This window comes from Pseudomonas sp. ATCC PTA-122608, assembly GCF_001952855.1.
Taxonomy (GTDB): Bacteria; Pseudomonadota; Gammaproteobacteria; order Pseudomonadales; family Pseudomonadaceae; genus Aquipseudomonas.
Genome location: NZ_LPNO01000002.1, coordinates 103589 through 118144 on the forward strand (window position 1 = coordinate 103589; position 14556 = coordinate 118144).

Here is a 14556-nt window from a genome sequence, read left to right on the forward strand (position 1 = left end):
GCAAAACCCTGGAAATGGAATACGACATCGTGGTGATCGGCGGCGGCACCGCCGGCCCCATGGCAGCGATCAAGGCCAAGGAGGCCAACCGCGATTTACGCGTTCTGTTGATCGACAAGGCCAACGTCAAACGCAGCGGCGCCATCAGCATGGGCATGGACGGGCTGAACAACGCGATTATTCCAGGCCACTCCACGCCGGAGCAGTACACCAAGGAAATCACGATCGCCAACGACGGCATCGTCAACCAGGCGGCGGTGTATGCCTACGCGACCCACAGCTTTGAAACCATCGAGCAGTTGGACCGCTGGGGCGTGAAGTTCGAGAAAGACGAAACCGGCGATTACGCGGTGAAAAAAGTCCATCACATGGGCGCTTACGTGCTGCCGATGCCGGAAGGGCACGACATCAAGAAGGTGCTGTATCGCCAGCTCAAGCGGGCGCGGGTCAACATCACCAACCGGCTGGTCTGCACCCGTTTGCTGACCGACAGCGAAGGCGCAGTAAACGGCGTGATGGGGTTTGACTGCCGCACGGCCGACTTCCAGGTGATCAAGGCCAAGGCGGTCATCCTGTGCTGCGGCGCGGCCGGCCGCCTGGGTTTGCCATCGTCGGGTTACCTGATGGGCACCTATGAAAACCCGACCAACGCCGGCGACGGCTACGCCATGGCCTACCACGCAGGTGCGGAACTGGCGAACCTGGAGTGCTTCCAGATCAACCCGCTGATCAAGGACTACAACGGCCCGGCCTGCGCTTATGTCACCGGGCCCTTGGGTGGCTACACCGCCAACAACAAGGGTGAGCGCTTTATTGAATGCGACTACTGGAGCGGGCAGATGATGTGGGAGTTCCACCAGGAGCTCGAAAGCGGTAACGGCCCGGTGTTTCTCAAGCTCGATCACCTGGCCGAGGAAACCATCCAGAACATCGAGCAGATCCTGCACAGCAACGAGCGTCCCAGCCGTGGTCAGTTTCACGCCAACCGGGGCACCGACTACCGCAGCCAGATGGTCGAGATGCACATCTCCGAGATCGGCTTCTGCAGCGGGCATTCGGCGTCGGGCGTGTGGGTCAACGAGCGCGCCGAGACGTCGGTCAAGGGCCTGTATTCGGCGGGCGACATGGCGGCCGTGCCGCATAACTACATGCTCGGTGCGTTCACCTATGGCTGGTTCGCCGGCATCAACGCTGCCAGCTTTGTGGCCGGGCGCGAATTCAGCGCGGTGGATGCCCGGCAAGTCGCCACCGAGCAGGCTCGGGTCTACGCGCCGCTGGACCGCGAAACCGGCCTGCCGCCGGCCCAGGTCGAGTACAAGCTGCGGCGCTTCGTCAACGATTACCTGCAACCGCCCAAGGTCACCCGCAAGATGGAAATCGGTTTGCAACGCTTTGCCGACATCGAGCGCGACCTGGACCAGATGAAAGCCCACAACCCCCATGAATTGATGCGCGCGATGGAAACCAGCGTGATTCGCGACTGCGCCGAAATGGCCGCCCGCGCCTCACTGTACCGCGCTGAAAGCCGCTGGGGTTTGTACCACTACCGGGTTGACCACCCGCAACGCAACGATGCCGACTGGTTCTGCCATTGCCACCTGAAAAAAGGTGACGACGGGCAGATGGTCAGCTTCAAGAAACCCGTCGAGCCGTATGTGATTGCGTTGGATGCCGAAGAGCTGCAGGCCTACGACCGCCTGCGGGTGGGCGCCCACGCGGCTGCCTGAACCTGCGTTGCACCGCTACAGCCAGAGAGCGCAAAAGCGCCAAGGACACCGTGAAATGGCCTATCAGCCCCAGGAAATATTCTTCCGCTCCAATGCCCCGGTGACGGTGGATGAAGACAAGTGCATCGCCGAAAAAGGCTGCACGGTCTGCGTCGACGTGTGCCCGATGGACCTGTTGGCGATCAATCCGGCAACCCAGAAAGCGTACATGGCGTTCGATGAATGCTGGTACTGCATGCCCTGTGAAAAAGATTGCCCCACCGGCGCAGTCAAGGTCGAGATCCCGTACCTGCTGCGCTGAGATCTGCCGCAAACGCCATCCGCCAACCCCGGACGCCATCCGAGTGACACCCCCTCGTTTCCCACCACGCCAGACCGTGGCGGAGACGACTCTTTCAACCACGATTCGAGGGGAACTACCCAAATGTTATTACGTGCAACCTTGGCCGGCCTGGTGCTGGCTTCCTTGAGCCTGTCGGCTCAGGCCCAAACGATCCGGGTGGCCATCGGCACCCAGGACACCACCATCAACTGTGCGGCGGGCGGCTTGCTGATCCGCGAGCTGGGGCTGTTGGACAAGTACCTGCCACACGACGGCAAGTACAAGGACGCTACCTACGACGTGCAGTGGAAAAACTTCACCAGTGGCGCGCCGCTGACTAATGAAATGGTCGCCGGCAAACTGGACTTTGGCGCGATGGCCGACTTCCCCGGCGCCTTCAATGGCGTGGCGTTCGAAGCGGCGGGCAAGCACAGCCTGTTTATCAGCGTGTTGTCGGGCAATATCAAGGGCAGCGGCAATGGCATCGTGGTGCCGATTGCTTCCAGCGCCCAGTCCCTGGCCGACCTGAAAGGCAAGACCATCTCCGTACCATTCGCCTCGACGGCCCACGGCATGTTGCTGCGCGCCGTTGCAGCCCAGGGTTGGGACCCGCTCAAGGACGTCAACATCATTGCCCAGGCGCCCGAAGTGGCGGGTTCGGCGTTGCAGGCCAACAAGATCGACGCCCATGCGGACTTTGTGCCGTTTGGCGAACTGTTCCCCAACCGGGGTTTTGCCCGCAAGATCTACGACGGCTCGCAATCCAATACCCCGACGTTTCACGGCGCGCTGGTGGACGAGGGTTACGCCAAACAGTACCCGGAAGTGGTCATCGCCTACCTGCGCGCAAGTATCGAGGCCAATCAGTTGCTGGCCGCAGAACCGGAGAAGTACAGCGAACTGATCGAAAAAGTCACCGGTGTCGAAGCCGAGGTCAACTATCTGTTCCATGGCCCGCTGGGGGTGCAAACCCGTGACCTGAGCTGGAAACCCGAATACCGCCAGGCCGTGGGCACCGCGATCGACACCCTCAAATTGCTGAAAAAGGCCGACCGCGGTCTGGACCTCAATATCTTTATCGACGACCAGTACATCCGTGCCGCGTTCAAGGCATCTGGCCTGGACTATGCGGCGCAATTGGGCAATTACACCCAATCCCCGCTGAAGGCCAATGATGCCCTGACCGGCAAACCGATCACCGACTGGAAGCATGTCGCGCAAATCTGGGTCAAGGGCGAGCCCAAGGTGCGCGATTACGCATCGGCCGAGGCGGCGTTCACCGCCCTGGACAGCCTGAACAAACAAGGCAAGGCGGTGCGCGCGGTCTATGCCCAGGCCCAGGACAGCGGCATCAAGTTGTTGGCCAGCCAGGCGTGGTTTGCGAGCAATCAGCAAGGCCAACTCAGCGCGTTCCTGCTCAAGGGCCAGGCGCAGCAGTTCGCCCAGGCCCAGGGCGGCAAGGTGTTCAACTTTACCGACGCCGGCGCGCAGGCCGTTGCCGGTCGCTGAGGGAGCGTGTTCATGACAAGCACCCCATGGCGCTGGCTGCCCAAGGCCGCTTCATTGCTGTTGTGCCTGCTGTTCTGGCAGTTGGCGGCCAGCCAGCACTGGAACCTGTGGCTGGTGACCTTCGCCAATGTGCCCACGCCGGGCTCCGTGGTGCAGGCCGCCCTTGGGCTGGCGGACTCGGGCAAGCTCGCCAGGCACCTGGGTGCGAGTTTGACCCGGGTGTTTGAAGGCTACCTGGCGGCAGCAGTGGTGGGCATCGGCCTGGGCATCGCGATTGGCCGCTGGAAGTGGGCGGAAGACCTGCTGTTGCCGCCATTGGAGGTGATCCGGCCGATCCCGGCGGTGGCCTGGATTCCGCTGGCGATCCTGATGTTCCCGTCGTCGGAGGTGTCGATGATCTTCATTACTTTTACCGGCGCGCTGTTTCCGGTGTTGCTCAATACCGTGCATGGCGTGGAGGGCGTCGACCCACGGCTGATCGCTTCGGCACGCAGCCTGGGGGCAGGGCGCCGGGCGATCCTGCTGGAAGTGATCCTGCCAGGCGCCGCGCCGAGCATCATCACCGGCCTGGCGATTGGCATGGGTACTTCGTGGTTCTGCCTGGTGACGGCGGAAATGATCTCCGGCCAATACGGCATCGGCTATTACACCTGGGAGTCCTACACCATCCAGAACTATGCCGACATTGTCGTCGGCATGCTGTTGATCGGGGTGCTGGGCATGGGCAGCAGCCTGTTGGTCAAGCGCCTCGGTGCACTGTTCACGCCCTGGCATCGACCACGAGGTAAAGCCTGATGAGTCAACTTGAAGGGCGTGTCGAGATTCGCGGCTTGTCTATTGTATTGGGCGAAAAGCAGCAGGCATTCGAGGCGGTGAAAGCGTTGGATTGCAGGATCGAGCCGGGCCAGTTTGTGTGCATCCTCGGGCCGTCCGGGTGTGGCAAGTCGACCTTGCTCGGCGCGCTGGCCGGGCACCTCACGCCGAGCCAGGGCACCCTGGAAATGGACGGCGAGCCGGTTGCCGGGCCTTCCCAGCAGCGGGGCATGGTGTTTCAGCAACACACCCTGTTCCCATGGCGCTCGGTGCGCGAAAACGTCGCCTTTGGCCTGAAGATGCGCGGCGTGGGCAAGGCCGAGCGTCTTGCTGCCGCCGATGGCATTCTTCAACTGGTGGGTCTGGAAGATTTTGCCGAGCGCTGGCCCAACCAGCTGTCTGGCGGCATGCAGCAGCGGGTGGAAATCGCCCGGGTGTTGATCAACCGTCCCGGCCTGCTGTTGATGGACGAACCCTTCGGCGCGCTGGATGCCTTGACCCGCATGAAGATGCAGGCGTTGCTGCTGGACATCTGGACGCGTATCCGCACCACGGTGGTGTTTGTCACCCATGACATCGACGAAGCGCTGTTCCTGGCCGACCGCATCCTGGTCATGAGCCCACGTCCGGGGCGCATTATCGAAGATTTCCTGCTGACCTTCCCGAGGCCGCGCAGCACCGAGCTGATGACCTCGCCGGAATTTACCCACCTCAAGCGCCATTGCCTTGAGCTGTTGCACCACGAAGAGGGTCGCCAGTTGCCACGGCTGAACCCGCTCGGGCTACCCAACGATCACCCAAGACCGCGATTTGCCATATGACCTATGAAACCGAAAACCCCGACATCGAAGCCCTGCGCCCCCGGCTGCAAGCGCCGGATGCCGGCATGCGCCGGATCGCCCTGATTGATTTGGCAGACCTGGAAGACCCAGACGGCCTGGTGTGGCTGGTAGACAGCCTGCGCCACGACCCGGCCACCGACGTGCGCGCCCAGGCCGCCAGCCTGCTGGAAGCCTGGGAGGAAGACGAAGTGGTCGAGGCGCTGTGCCAGGCGCTGACCGACACCGAGGTATCGGTGCGTGACGCAGCCGCCCAGAGCTTGAGCGTGCTCAAGACAACACAGGCGGGCCGGTTGTTATTGCCCTGGACCACCCACGCCGACGTCAGTGTGCGCACGGCTATATTTCGTGCCTTGCGCGAGTTGCGCCTGGAGGCAGCGGCGCCGTCGGCACTATTGGCGCTGAAGGATGCCGATGCTGGCGTACGCCGCGAAGCGGTCGGCGTGCTCGGCTGGCTAAAGCACCTGCCGGCACTGGAGGCCTTGGCGATACTGGCCAGCAGCGACCCGGACACCGAAGTCCGGCGCGCCGCCACCGGCGCCCTGGGTCTTGCCAGTGATGATCGGGTGCTACCCGCGCTGTATGACGCGTTGCAGGACGTCACTTGGCAAGTGCGGGAGGAGGCGGCGACTACCCTGGGCAAAGTCGGTAGTGCCAGTGCAGGTGACGCCTTGATCAAGGCGCTGGCCGATGACTACTGGCAAGTCCGCCTGCGCGCAACCCGCAGCCTGGGTCGCCTGCGCTATGCCCCAGCGTTGCACGGGCTGGTCCTGACCTTGGGCCATAGCATCAGCAATCTGCGCAAGGAAGCCGCTCTGGCACTGGGCGAATTGGGCGATCGCCAAGCCCTTGGTCCGTTGCGTGATGCCGCCGTCGATGGCGACCCGGAAGTGCGCAAGGCGGTCCGCATTGCCCTGGAGCAACTGCAATGAACAGCGCACCGAAAAGCATTGGGCGCGATGATGAAGGACGCTTGAGGCTGGAATGGCATGAAGGCGTGCAATGGATCGACCATACCCGCCTGCGCCGTGAATGCCCGTGTTCACAGTGCAGGGCCTTTCGGTTGAGGGGCATGCTGCCGCTGGTATCGGACCGTGTTCGGGTATTGGAAGTGCATCCCCAGGGGTATGGCGTGCAGTTGATCTTCAGCGATGGGCATCAGCGGGGGATTTACCCGTGGGCCTATTTGGCGGGCATGGGGCTTCAGGCTGAGGCCCCAATTTCCACTGCTCAGGTACGCGGCTGAGGCTGCAGGTGCGCCGGCAGGCGGTGCAGCGTCCACCACACGGTGAGCATCGCCGCCACAGCGCTGAGTGCGATGCCGATCAACATCGGCGCCGGTGTGTGGTCGGCGAACACACCCACTACCGCCATGCACACGGCCGCGGTGATCATCTGGATCGCGCCCAACAATGCCGATGCAGAACCGGCGACGGCGCCGTGATCTTCCAGGGACAACACCCCGGCCGCCGGCAATAGCAGGCCGAGGAAACCAAAGCCGACAAACAGCAGCGCCATCATCAACGGCAGGCTGTTGCCCCACAGTGTGGTAAGCGCGAGCAAGGTCATGACGGTCGCCACGCCGGCCACCGACCAACGAATCAGAGGGGCCAAACCGAAGCGGGCACTCACGCGCGCCGTCAGTTGGCTAAGGGCAAAAAACGACGCTGCGTTGAGGGCAAAGCACAGGCTGAATTGCGTTGGCGTGAGCCCGTAATACTCGATGTAAACGAACGGCGCGCTGCCGATGAACACAAAGAACGTCGCCAGGCCAAAACCGCCCACCACCGACAACCCGGTAAACACCGGATCGCGCAGCAACGCGCCGTAGCTGCCGAACGCATTGCCCAGGGTCTTGCCCAAGCGGCGTTCGGCGGGGTGGGTTTCCGGCAGTTGCACGGCGGTCATGACCAGGCAGAGCACTGCGGCCACACCCAGCACCAGAAATACTTCGCGCCAGCTCCATACCGCAATGATCAGGCTGCCGGCCAGTGGCGCGAGAATCGGTGAAATACTCACCACCAGCATCAACAAGGCCATCAACCGTGCAGCTTCATGGCCGGTGTACAAGTCACGGACAATTGCCCGGGGAATCACCATCCCGGCGCAGGCGCCAAAGGCCTGCAACGCCCGGAAGCCGATCAGCGCTTCGATGGAGGGGGCGAGGGCGCAACCAATGCTGCCCACGATAAAGATCACCAGGCCGGCGTAGATCGGCGGTTTGCGCCCGAACACATCGCTGATCGGGCCGTAGAACAGCTGGCATACACCGATGATCATGAAGAACACCGTCAGGCTCATCTGCACCGCAGCGGGCGAGGCATGCAGGCTGGCACCCAGCGTTGGCAAAGCCGGCAGGTAGATGTCGATGGCAAACGGGCCGACGGCGGTGATCAACCCCAGCAGCAGGGCGAGGTGGGCGATACTTCGAGACATGGTGATTCCGGACGGCGGTAAAAAAGAGCGGCCAGCTTAGTGATCACCCTCGGTGCATACAAGCCGGTGCTTACAGACTCAGTACATAGTCATGAGGGGCCGAGTGTCGTAAACGATCCCTGATCGCGTAATAAACTCGTAATCTATTGATTTAACTCAACTAAATATCCATTTAGTCGAGTTAAGTATTTCGTGAGTTTAAGGCTGGGCGAGGGCGCCTGTTCGGCGTTCGCTGATGCGTTCAACCGCGAGCATGTGATCGGTACCCCATTGGCAAAGCGGCCCCAAGGCCTTGGCCAGTGAATGGCCGAATGGGGTCAGGGAATATTCGACCTTCGGCGGGATTTCCTTGAAGTCGATGCGATTAATGATTTCATCGCGTTCCAGCTCCTTCAGCTGCTGGATCAGCACCTTATCCGTCACGCCGCCAACTGCACGCCGCAGTTCGCCATAACGGTGAACTTCATGGGCCAGGTGGTACAAGACCAACGGTTTCCATTTCCCGCCAATCACCGCCAGGGCGGCGTCGAGCCCGCAATTAAAGGTGCTATTCGACATGTTTGTGCCCTCAGGCTGGGTACTTACCAAAAGGTGCATACTATTCAAAACAATAGCGCAGATCTACGCTTGAGCCTCAACATTTCCAGGAAACACTCATGAACAGGCTCAACGGAAAAATCGCAGTCGTCACCGGTGGCAACAGCGGGATTGGCTTGGCCAGTGCCATACGTTTTGCGGCCGAAGGTGCACAGGTCGTTATCGTCGGACGTCGCCAGGAGGAACTGGACAAAGCGTTGGTCCTGATCGGGCATGACGCCGTTGCAATCCAGGGCGACATTTCAAATCTGCAGGATCTGAAGCGGGTATTCGCCCAGATCAAAGCAGACAAAGGCCAGATTGATGTGTTGTTCGCCAATGCTGGCTTGGGAGATCTGGAACCCATCGGATCGATCACCGAGGAATCATTTGATCGCACATTTGGCGTGAACGTGAAAGGCACGCTGTTCACCGTACAAAACGCGTTGCCACTGATGAGCGCCGGTGGCTCGATCGTGCTGACCGGTTCAACGACAGCCTCGATGGGCACCGCAGCGTTCAGCGTGTACAGCGCCTCGAAAGGTGCACTGCGAAACTTCGCCAGAAGCTGGGCGCTGGATTTGCAAGGCACGGGTATTCGCGTCAACGTGCTTTCACCTGGGCCGACAACGACACCGGGTTTGGACCGAGCGCTTTCGGGTACCGGCCAGAAGGATGCGATTGTTGATTCGATGGTGACGCGTGTGCCGCTGGGTCGTATGGGTTTGCCAGATGAAGTGGCGAATGCGGCATTGTTCCTGGCGTCGGATGAAAGCAGCTTCATGACAGGCAGCGAGATGTTCGTAGATGGTGGTTTCGCTCAGGTGTGATTCAGGGTCATCGGCCAAATCGAGATGGGTTGGGTTTGGCCGATGAGGAGCGTGGTGCGCTGGTTGAAATCTGGTTGGCACTGCCCCTGATAATGAATCATATAATTACGCATAATGTATATTATGTTAAATGCTGTATATAAGCCTGCAACGCTCCCAATTGTCCAATCCCATTAACTCCCGGCGACCTTACCGTCTACATGCTGGTTTCCGTAAAGGCAGCACGCCGACCTCCCTTTGCCACATTGGCGGCCTTCAATAGCGGTTGAAGTTCCGCATGGAGCCGGTGGTAGTCCTCGAATGCGGTAGAAATCTTCAGGTCCATCAACGCCAGGTTTTCTCCATTTCCGGACGTTTCCATAGCGGCCAAGTCTACTTTGCGATCCTGACAAAATCGCTCCAGCAGAATCCAGAAAGGATCCTTGTGATCAATGTGTAAATCCTTTCGATCGGTGATGATCACGTCGCTGATCGCACACTTTACTGGCAGACCAAGTGCATCACGAAATGCGATCAATTGAGAACGCACAGTAAACCTCAATGCCTCGCATACCTTGCCATGTGGCGATTGGACTGCGCCAGTGATGCAGCGTTTGTAGGAGAAACCTTCTTCGCTACCATCAATGCGGACGAGTCTGATCCCCCTTCCCGCTCCCACTTGGTTCCTCACGATCTTGAAGTGGTCGATTCCGACACCCATTTTTCTACTCGCATCCGGGTGCATTGCTATGAGCAGGTGCATTTTTTTGACCGCGAGCTTGTTAGTGATCATGCCAATCTGTGCTTTTTGCAGATAGTTTTTGAGACGGTCCAAAAGATCCTTTTTAGATTTGTACTCAAATGGCCCTAACCAGAACATTTAGAAGTCTCCTACCTCATTTGTTAACTCAGCGTCGTAATTACAAGGGGATACGTCCCAACCAAATCAGAAGTTTTAAATCAACAAGCTTGGCGCAACGCGTAGTGCATATCTCGCGAACAGCTCTTTACGCCCGTGTCGCTGGATCAAATCATCTCCTATTCAAGCGTCATATGCGATGAAGCACGAGCCTCCAACAGAAAAGACGTCCCCCACTCCAACGGTCCCAACCCCAAATGCGCTGCCAACGTCTGGCCAATATCGGCAAAACTTTCACGCTCACCCAACCAGCCTGCCGCCACGCCCGCACCATAAGCCAACACAGGCACATGCTCGCGCGTGTGATCGCTGCCCGGACGAGAAGGATCACAACCGTGGTCGGCGCTGATGACCAGCAATGTTTGCGGGTCCATCAACGCCAATAACTCCGGCAACCTGTGGTCGAAGGCTTCCAGCGCGGTCGCATATCCGGCCAGGTCCCGGCGGTGCCCGTAGAGCATGTCGAAGTCGACGAAGTTGGCAAACACCAGGCTGTTGTCTGGCGCTTCCCTGTAAGCCTTGAGCGTGGCATCGAACAGCGCGTCGTTGCCGTCTGCCTTGTACAAGCGACTGATGCCGCGGTGCGCGAAAATGTCGCCGATCTTGCCCACCGCATGCACGGTGCCGCCGGCGTCGCAGAGATGATCAAGCAATGTCGCCGATGGCGGTGGCACGGTGTAGTCGCGGCGATTGCCGGTGCGGCGAAACTCACCCGGGTGTTCTCCGGTGAACGGTCGGGCAATGACCCTGCCAACGGTGTATTCATCGCACAAGGTGCGCGCTATTTCACACACCCGGTACAACTCCTCAAGCCCGAAATGGCTTTCATGGGCGGCGATCTGCATCACGCTGTCGGCCGAGGTGTAGCAAATCGGCTGCTTGCTGCGGATGTGTGCCTCACCCAATTCGTCCAGCACCGTGGTACCCGAGGCATGGCAATTGCCCAGGATACCCGGCAAGCCTGCCCGTTCAATGAGGTCGGCCAGCAACTGTGGCGGAAAGGAGTTGATCGGCTCTTCGAAATAACCCCAGTCGAACAACACCGGCACGCCCATCATTTCCCAGTGCCCGGACGGTGTGTCTTTGCCGGACGATTGCTCCCGTGCGTGGCCGAAGGCACCGCTCGGTGCAGCGTCGCCCCAGTCGCCCGGCAACGGGCCGTCGCCACTGGCCGCCGCTGCAGCCCCCAATCCCAACCGCCCCAGGTTCGGCAGGGACAAAGGCCCGCGGCGCAACGGACCATCGGCTTCGCCACGGGCGCACGCCTCGGCGATGTGGCGCAAGGTATCGGCGCCTGAGTCGCCAAAAAGGGCGGCGTCGGCACTGGCACCGATGCCCAATGAATCCAGCACCAACACGATGGCCTTGCTCATAGTATTTCCTGGATCAAGTTGCGTTCGGCCAGGCGTGCACCACCTAATCGATAGGCTGCGCGCAAGGCGGATGCGCCCTGCTCGGCTTGCTCTGTATTGCGCGCGTGTACCCAGCCCAAGGGCCTTTGCGCGTTCACCTGTTCACCGACAAAGGCCAACTCGCTGAAACCGACTGACAGATCCAGCACGTCGTCTGGATGACTGCGCCCGCCGCCCAATGCGACCACCGCCAAGCCCACCGCCCGGGTGTCGATCTCGCTGACGCAGCCCGCCTCCTCGGCCCATACCGGTACCGACACGGCGGCCTTGGGTAAATGCTGGTCGGGGTTGTGGGCAAAGCCTTGCGGGCCACCCAGGGCACTGACCATTTGCTCGAAGCGCTGCAAGGCTGCCCCGCTCTGCCACGCCTGAAGCAATTGATCACGGGCCTGAGCCTCATCCCTCGCCAGGCCAGCCATCGTCAGTACCTCGGTAGCCAGGGCCAAGGTCACCGCCCACAGGCGTTCACTGCGCACCTCGCCCTTGAGCAGTGCTACCGCTTCGGCAACCTCCAGGGCATTGCCGGCACTGCGGGCCAACGGCTGGTTCATGTCGGTGATCAGGGCACGGGTGTTGACCCCGGCACCGTTGGCCACGGCGACGATGCTCGCGGCCAGTTCGCGCGCCTGTTCGGGCTCGGCCATAAATGCACCGTTGCCGGTCTTCACATCCATGATCAATACGTCGAGGCCAGCGGCGAGTTTCTTGCCGAGGATCGATGCGGTGATCAGATCAATCGACTCAACCGACCCGGTCACATCGCGGATCACGTACAAGCGTTTGTCCGCAGGGGCAAGGTTGGCCGTCTGGCCGATGATGGCGCAACCGACCTCGGCTACCACCGTGCGCAAACGTTCAGGGCTGGGTTGGCAGTCGTAACCGGGGATGCTCTCGAGCTTGTCCAGGGTGCCGCCGGTATGCCCCAGGCCACGCCCGGAAATCATCGGCACGTAACAGCCGCAGGCCGCCAGCAAGGGCGCCAGCAGTAAGCTGATCATGTCGCCGACGCCGCCGGTGGAATGCTTGTCGACGACCGGCCCCGGCAGATCCCAACTCAATACTTGGCCGGAGTCGCGCATCGCCTCGGTCAAGGCAATCCGCTCGGTCACGTCCATGCCCTTGATGAACACCGCCATGGCGAACGCCGCCACCTGCCCATCGCTGAGACTTCCGTCGGCAATCCCGGTGACAAACCGCTGAATGTCCATCGCGGCCAGGGTGTGCCCGTCGCGTTTACGGCGAATCACTTCTTGTGGCAACCACATACTGTGCTCCTTACAGTGAGATGAAAAAGCCGACAATCGCCGCGCTCATCAGATTGGAAAGCGTGCCGCCGATCATGGCCCGCAAGCCCAGCCGCGCCAGTTCTTGGCGGCGTTGCGGGGCGATACCCGTCAGGCCGCCCAGCTGAATGGCAATCGAGGACAGATTGGCAAAACCGCACAGGGCGAAAGTGACGATCACTTGGGTGTGGACCGACAACAGCGGCACACCGGCTTCGGCGGCTTTGGCCGGGGTCAGGTAGTTGGCCAGGTCGGCATAGGCGACGAACTCGTTGAGGACCAGTTTTTCACCGATAAAACCGCCGGCCATGACCGCCTCGTGCCACGGCACCCCGAGCAGAAAAGCGATGGGCGCCAGCACGTGCCCCAGCACCAGTTGCAGGGTCAACTGCGGGTAGCCAAACCAGTTGCCGGCCCAGCCCAGTAGCCCGTTGAACAGGGCGATCAACGCGATAAACGCCAGCAGCATGGCGCCGACGGACAGTGCCAGGCGCAAGCCGACCTGGGCCCCTTCGGCGGCAGCGTCGATGATATTGGTGGGGCGATTCTCAGCCTGTCCCAGTTCCTCGACCACCTGTTCGGTGCGGGCTGGTTCGGTTTCCGGCTCCATCAGTTTCGCCATCAACAGAGCACCGGGCGCCGACATGAAACACGCCGCGATCAGGTACTTGAGCTCCACCCCCAGCCCGGCGTAACCCAACAGCACCGAGCCGGCCACCGCCGCGAAACCGCCGACCATCACCGCGAATAATTCAGAGCGCGTCAGCTTGGCAATGAATGGCCGAACCACCAGCGGTACTTCCGACTGGCCGATGAAAATCGCCGACGTCACCACCATCGACTCGATGCGGCTGGTGCCCAGCAACAGGCGCAGGCCGCCGCCCACCAACCGTATGATCCAGCCCATCACGCCGATGTAATACAGCACCGAGATAAAGCTGCCGAAGAACACGATCATCGGCAATACGCGGATAGCGAATACAAACCCACCGCTGCCGAACACTTCAAACATGTGCGGCGAACTCAGGCCGCCAAACAGAAACTCGATGCCTTTGTTCGCATAGAGCTGCAGTGATGCCACCGCCCCCGATAGCGAGGCCAGCACTGTCTGGCCCCAAGGCACGTACAGCGCAAAAGCACCGATCAACACCTGGATCAAAAACGCTACCGAAACCGTGCGCCAGTTGATCGAGCGGCGCTGATGGGATAAAGCAATGGCAATGAGAATAAGGGTCGCTATTCCGACAAGACTGATCATGCAGGCGTCTCAACAATGGACCAAGCGGACGCAGGCCCGAAGGCCTGCCCAGGATTAGAAAGCGTCGAAGGCGCCCGGCAGCAATTGCGCCAGGGTCCAGGTGCGCGTGGCGGCCGGGTCACTGCCCTGGCAAATCACCACTGCATCCTTTGCCATCAACTCCAGCATCACCTGGCGGCAGGCACCGCAAGGGCTTATCAGTGAAACGTTGGGTGCATAAACCGCCATCGCCTTGAAACTGCCCGGCGCATGGCCCTGGCCGATGGCGCTGAACAAGGCACTGCGCTCGGCACAGTTGGTCAGCCCGTAAGAGATATTCTCCACGTTGCAACCCTGTACCACCTCACCGTCGGCGGTCAGCAACGCCGCGCCGACCGGGAAATGGGAGTAAGGCGAGTACGTGCTCTCGGCGGCACGCTTTGCCTGTTCCATCAAACGTTCTTCAATTGTCATTCACAGGGTCATCCCATCTTGTTGCGAGCACGGCCAGGGAGGTCGTGACGCTCTTGTGGTGTTATTTAAATAACAATAGATGTGATTATTCAATCTTTTTTTGCGCGCGTGCACAACGGTGTCTGGCGGAACGGCTTGAACACTCCCGCCGCACGCGGGGATGTGTAGTTTTCACAAGTAATTTCCCCCTCCCCTAGGTA

General features: G+C 60.6%; 15 protein-coding genes. 8 read left to right on the forward strand and 7 right to left on the reverse strand.

All coding sequences use genetic code 11. The annotated features are described in order from the left end of the window. Window positions 1-14 precede the first annotated feature (14 nt). The 7 genes from AU074_RS03050 (at window position 15) to AU074_RS03080 (ending at window position 6456) form a co-directional block, all read left to right on the forward strand. The gene (locus AU074_RS03050; protein WP_173860349.1) at window positions 15-1727 is read left to right on the forward strand and encodes a fumarate reductase/succinate dehydrogenase flavoprotein subunit; all 1713 of its coding nucleotides are present in this window, start codon (window positions 15-17) and stop codon (window positions 1725-1727) included. Window positions 1728-1782: 55 nt separating this feature from the next. Next, entirely contained in the window at window positions 1783-2028 is a 246-nt protein-coding gene (locus tag AU074_RS03055) for a ferredoxin family protein (RefSeq protein ID WP_003217650.1), read from the forward strand. 123 nt (window positions 2029-2151) lie between these two features. Continuing rightward, complete coding sequence (locus AU074_RS03060; RefSeq protein WP_076013441.1) at window positions 2152-3558, forward strand: ABC transporter substrate-binding protein; 1407 nt, start codon at window positions 2152-2154, stop codon at window positions 3556-3558. A gap of 12 nt (window positions 3559-3570) precedes the next feature. Beyond that, window positions 3571-4353, forward strand: a complete 783-nt coding sequence (locus tag AU074_RS03065) for an ABC transporter permease (RefSeq protein ID WP_076013442.1) — start codon at window positions 3571-3573, stop codon at window positions 4351-4353. After that, window positions 4353-5192, forward strand: coding sequence for an ABC transporter ATP-binding protein (locus AU074_RS03070; protein WP_076013443.1), 840 nt, complete (start codon window positions 4353-4355; stop codon window positions 5190-5192). The genes AU074_RS03065 and AU074_RS03070 overlap by 1 nt, the downstream gene beginning before the upstream one ends. Beyond that, window positions 5189-6142: a HEAT repeat domain-containing protein gene (locus AU074_RS03075; RefSeq protein WP_076013444.1), complete on the forward strand. Its 954-nt coding sequence runs from the start codon at window positions 5189-5191 to the stop codon at window positions 6140-6142. The genes AU074_RS03070 and AU074_RS03075 overlap by 4 nt, the downstream gene beginning before the upstream one ends. Further along, window positions 6139-6456, forward strand: a complete 318-nt coding sequence (locus tag AU074_RS03080) for a DUF971 domain-containing protein (protein ID WP_076013445.1) — start codon at window positions 6139-6141, stop codon at window positions 6454-6456. The genes AU074_RS03075 and AU074_RS03080 overlap by 4 nt, the downstream gene beginning before the upstream one ends. Here the strand turns inward: AU074_RS03080 and AU074_RS03085 are convergent. Both AU074_RS03085 and AU074_RS03090 read right to left on the reverse strand, forming a co-directional pair. Then, window positions 6441-7646: a multidrug effflux MFS transporter gene (locus AU074_RS03085; protein ID WP_076013446.1), complete on the reverse strand. Its 1206-nt coding sequence runs from the start codon at window positions 7644-7646 to the stop codon at window positions 6441-6443. The two genes, AU074_RS03080 and AU074_RS03085, sit on opposite strands and share 16 nt — an antisense overlap. Window positions 7647-7844: 198 nt before the next feature. Continuing rightward, complete coding sequence (locus AU074_RS03090) at window positions 7845-8204, reverse strand: helix-turn-helix domain-containing protein (protein WP_076013447.1); 360 nt, start codon at window positions 8202-8204, stop codon at window positions 7845-7847. Window positions 8205-8302: 98 nt separating this feature from the next. On the opposite strand from AU074_RS03090, the gene AU074_RS03095 reads away from it, so the two are divergent. Then, complete coding sequence (locus AU074_RS03095; RefSeq protein ID WP_076013448.1) at window positions 8303-9052, forward strand: SDR family NAD(P)-dependent oxidoreductase; 750 nt, start codon at window positions 8303-8305, stop codon at window positions 9050-9052. 196 nt (window positions 9053-9248) lie between these two features. On the opposite strand, the gene AU074_RS03100 is transcribed toward AU074_RS03095, so the two are convergent. From AU074_RS03100 to AU074_RS03120, 5 genes are all read right to left on the reverse strand, one after another. Next, the gene (locus AU074_RS03100; RefSeq protein WP_076013449.1) at window positions 9249-9911 is read right to left on the reverse strand and encodes a DCL family protein; all 663 of its coding nucleotides are present in this window, start codon (window positions 9909-9911) and stop codon (window positions 9249-9251) included. A 158-nt stretch (window positions 9912-10069) separates the two neighbouring features. Beyond that, the gene (locus AU074_RS03105; RefSeq protein ID WP_076013450.1) at window positions 10070-11323 is read right to left on the reverse strand and encodes a phosphopentomutase; all 1254 of its coding nucleotides are present in this window, start codon (window positions 11321-11323) and stop codon (window positions 10070-10072) included. Then, entirely contained in the window at window positions 11320-12627 is a 1308-nt protein-coding gene (gene deoA, locus AU074_RS03110; RefSeq protein WP_076013451.1) for a thymidine phosphorylase, read from the reverse strand. The genes AU074_RS03105 and deoA overlap by 4 nt, the downstream gene beginning before the upstream one ends. A gap of 10 nt (window positions 12628-12637) precedes the next feature. Then, the gene (locus AU074_RS03115; RefSeq protein ID WP_076013452.1) at window positions 12638-13903 is read right to left on the reverse strand and encodes a NupC/NupG family nucleoside CNT transporter; all 1266 of its coding nucleotides are present in this window, start codon (window positions 13901-13903) and stop codon (window positions 12638-12640) included. A 54-nt stretch (window positions 13904-13957) separates the two neighbouring features. Continuing rightward, window positions 13958-14356, reverse strand: a complete 399-nt coding sequence (locus tag AU074_RS03120; RefSeq protein ID WP_076013453.1) for a cytidine deaminase — start codon at window positions 14354-14356, stop codon at window positions 13958-13960. Window positions 14357-14556: the final 200 nt, after the last annotated feature.

Excerpts from the sequence above, each read along its gene's own strand:
- AU074_RS03085 (WP_076013446.1), bottom strand. The coding sequence starts at position 7,646 with ATGTCTCGAAGTATCGCCCACCTCGCCCTGCTGCTGGGGTTGATCACC.
- AU074_RS03115 (WP_076013452.1), bottom strand. The coding sequence starts at position 13,903 with ATGATCAGTCTTGTCGGAATAGCGACCCTTATTCTCATTGCCATTGCT.
- AU074_RS03100 (WP_076013449.1), bottom strand. The coding sequence starts at position 9,911 with ATGTTCTGGTTAGGGCCATTTGAGTACAAATCTAAAAAGGATCTTTTG.
- AU074_RS03120 (WP_076013453.1), bottom strand. The coding sequence starts at position 14,356 with ATGACAATTGAAGAACGTTTGATGGAACAGGCAAAGCGTGCCGCCGAG.
- AU074_RS03065 (WP_076013442.1), top strand. The coding sequence starts at position 3,571 with ATGACAAGCACCCCATGGCGCTGGCTGCCCAAGGCCGCTTCATTGCTG.
- AU074_RS03055 (WP_003217650.1), top strand. The coding sequence starts at position 1,783 with ATGGCCTATCAGCCCCAGGAAATATTCTTCCGCTCCAATGCCCCGGTG.
- AU074_RS03105 (WP_076013450.1), bottom strand. The coding sequence starts at position 11,323 with ATGAGCAAGGCCATCGTGTTGGTGCTGGATTCATTGGGCATCGGTGCC.
- AU074_RS03090 (WP_076013447.1), bottom strand. The coding sequence starts at position 8,204 with ATGTCGAATAGCACCTTTAATTGCGGGCTCGACGCCGCCCTGGCGGTG.
- AU074_RS03095 (WP_076013448.1), top strand. The coding sequence starts at position 8,303 with ATGAACAGGCTCAACGGAAAAATCGCAGTCGTCACCGGTGGCAACAGC.
- AU074_RS03075 (WP_076013444.1), top strand. The coding sequence starts at position 5,189 with ATGACCTATGAAACCGAAAACCCCGACATCGAAGCCCTGCGCCCCCGG.
- AU074_RS03060 (WP_076013441.1), top strand. The coding sequence starts at position 2,152 with ATGTTATTACGTGCAACCTTGGCCGGCCTGGTGCTGGCTTCCTTGAGC.
- AU074_RS03070 (WP_076013443.1), top strand. The coding sequence starts at position 4,353 with ATGAGTCAACTTGAAGGGCGTGTCGAGATTCGCGGCTTGTCTATTGTA.
- AU074_RS03050 (WP_173860349.1), top strand. The coding sequence starts at position 15 with ATGGAATACGACATCGTGGTGATCGGCGGCGGCACCGCCGGCCCCATG.
- deoA (WP_076013451.1), bottom strand. The coding sequence starts at position 12,627 with ATGTGGTTGCCACAAGAAGTGATTCGCCGTAAACGCGACGGGCACACC.
- AU074_RS03080 (WP_076013445.1), top strand. The coding sequence starts at position 6,139 with ATGAACAGCGCACCGAAAAGCATTGGGCGCGATGATGAAGGACGCTTG.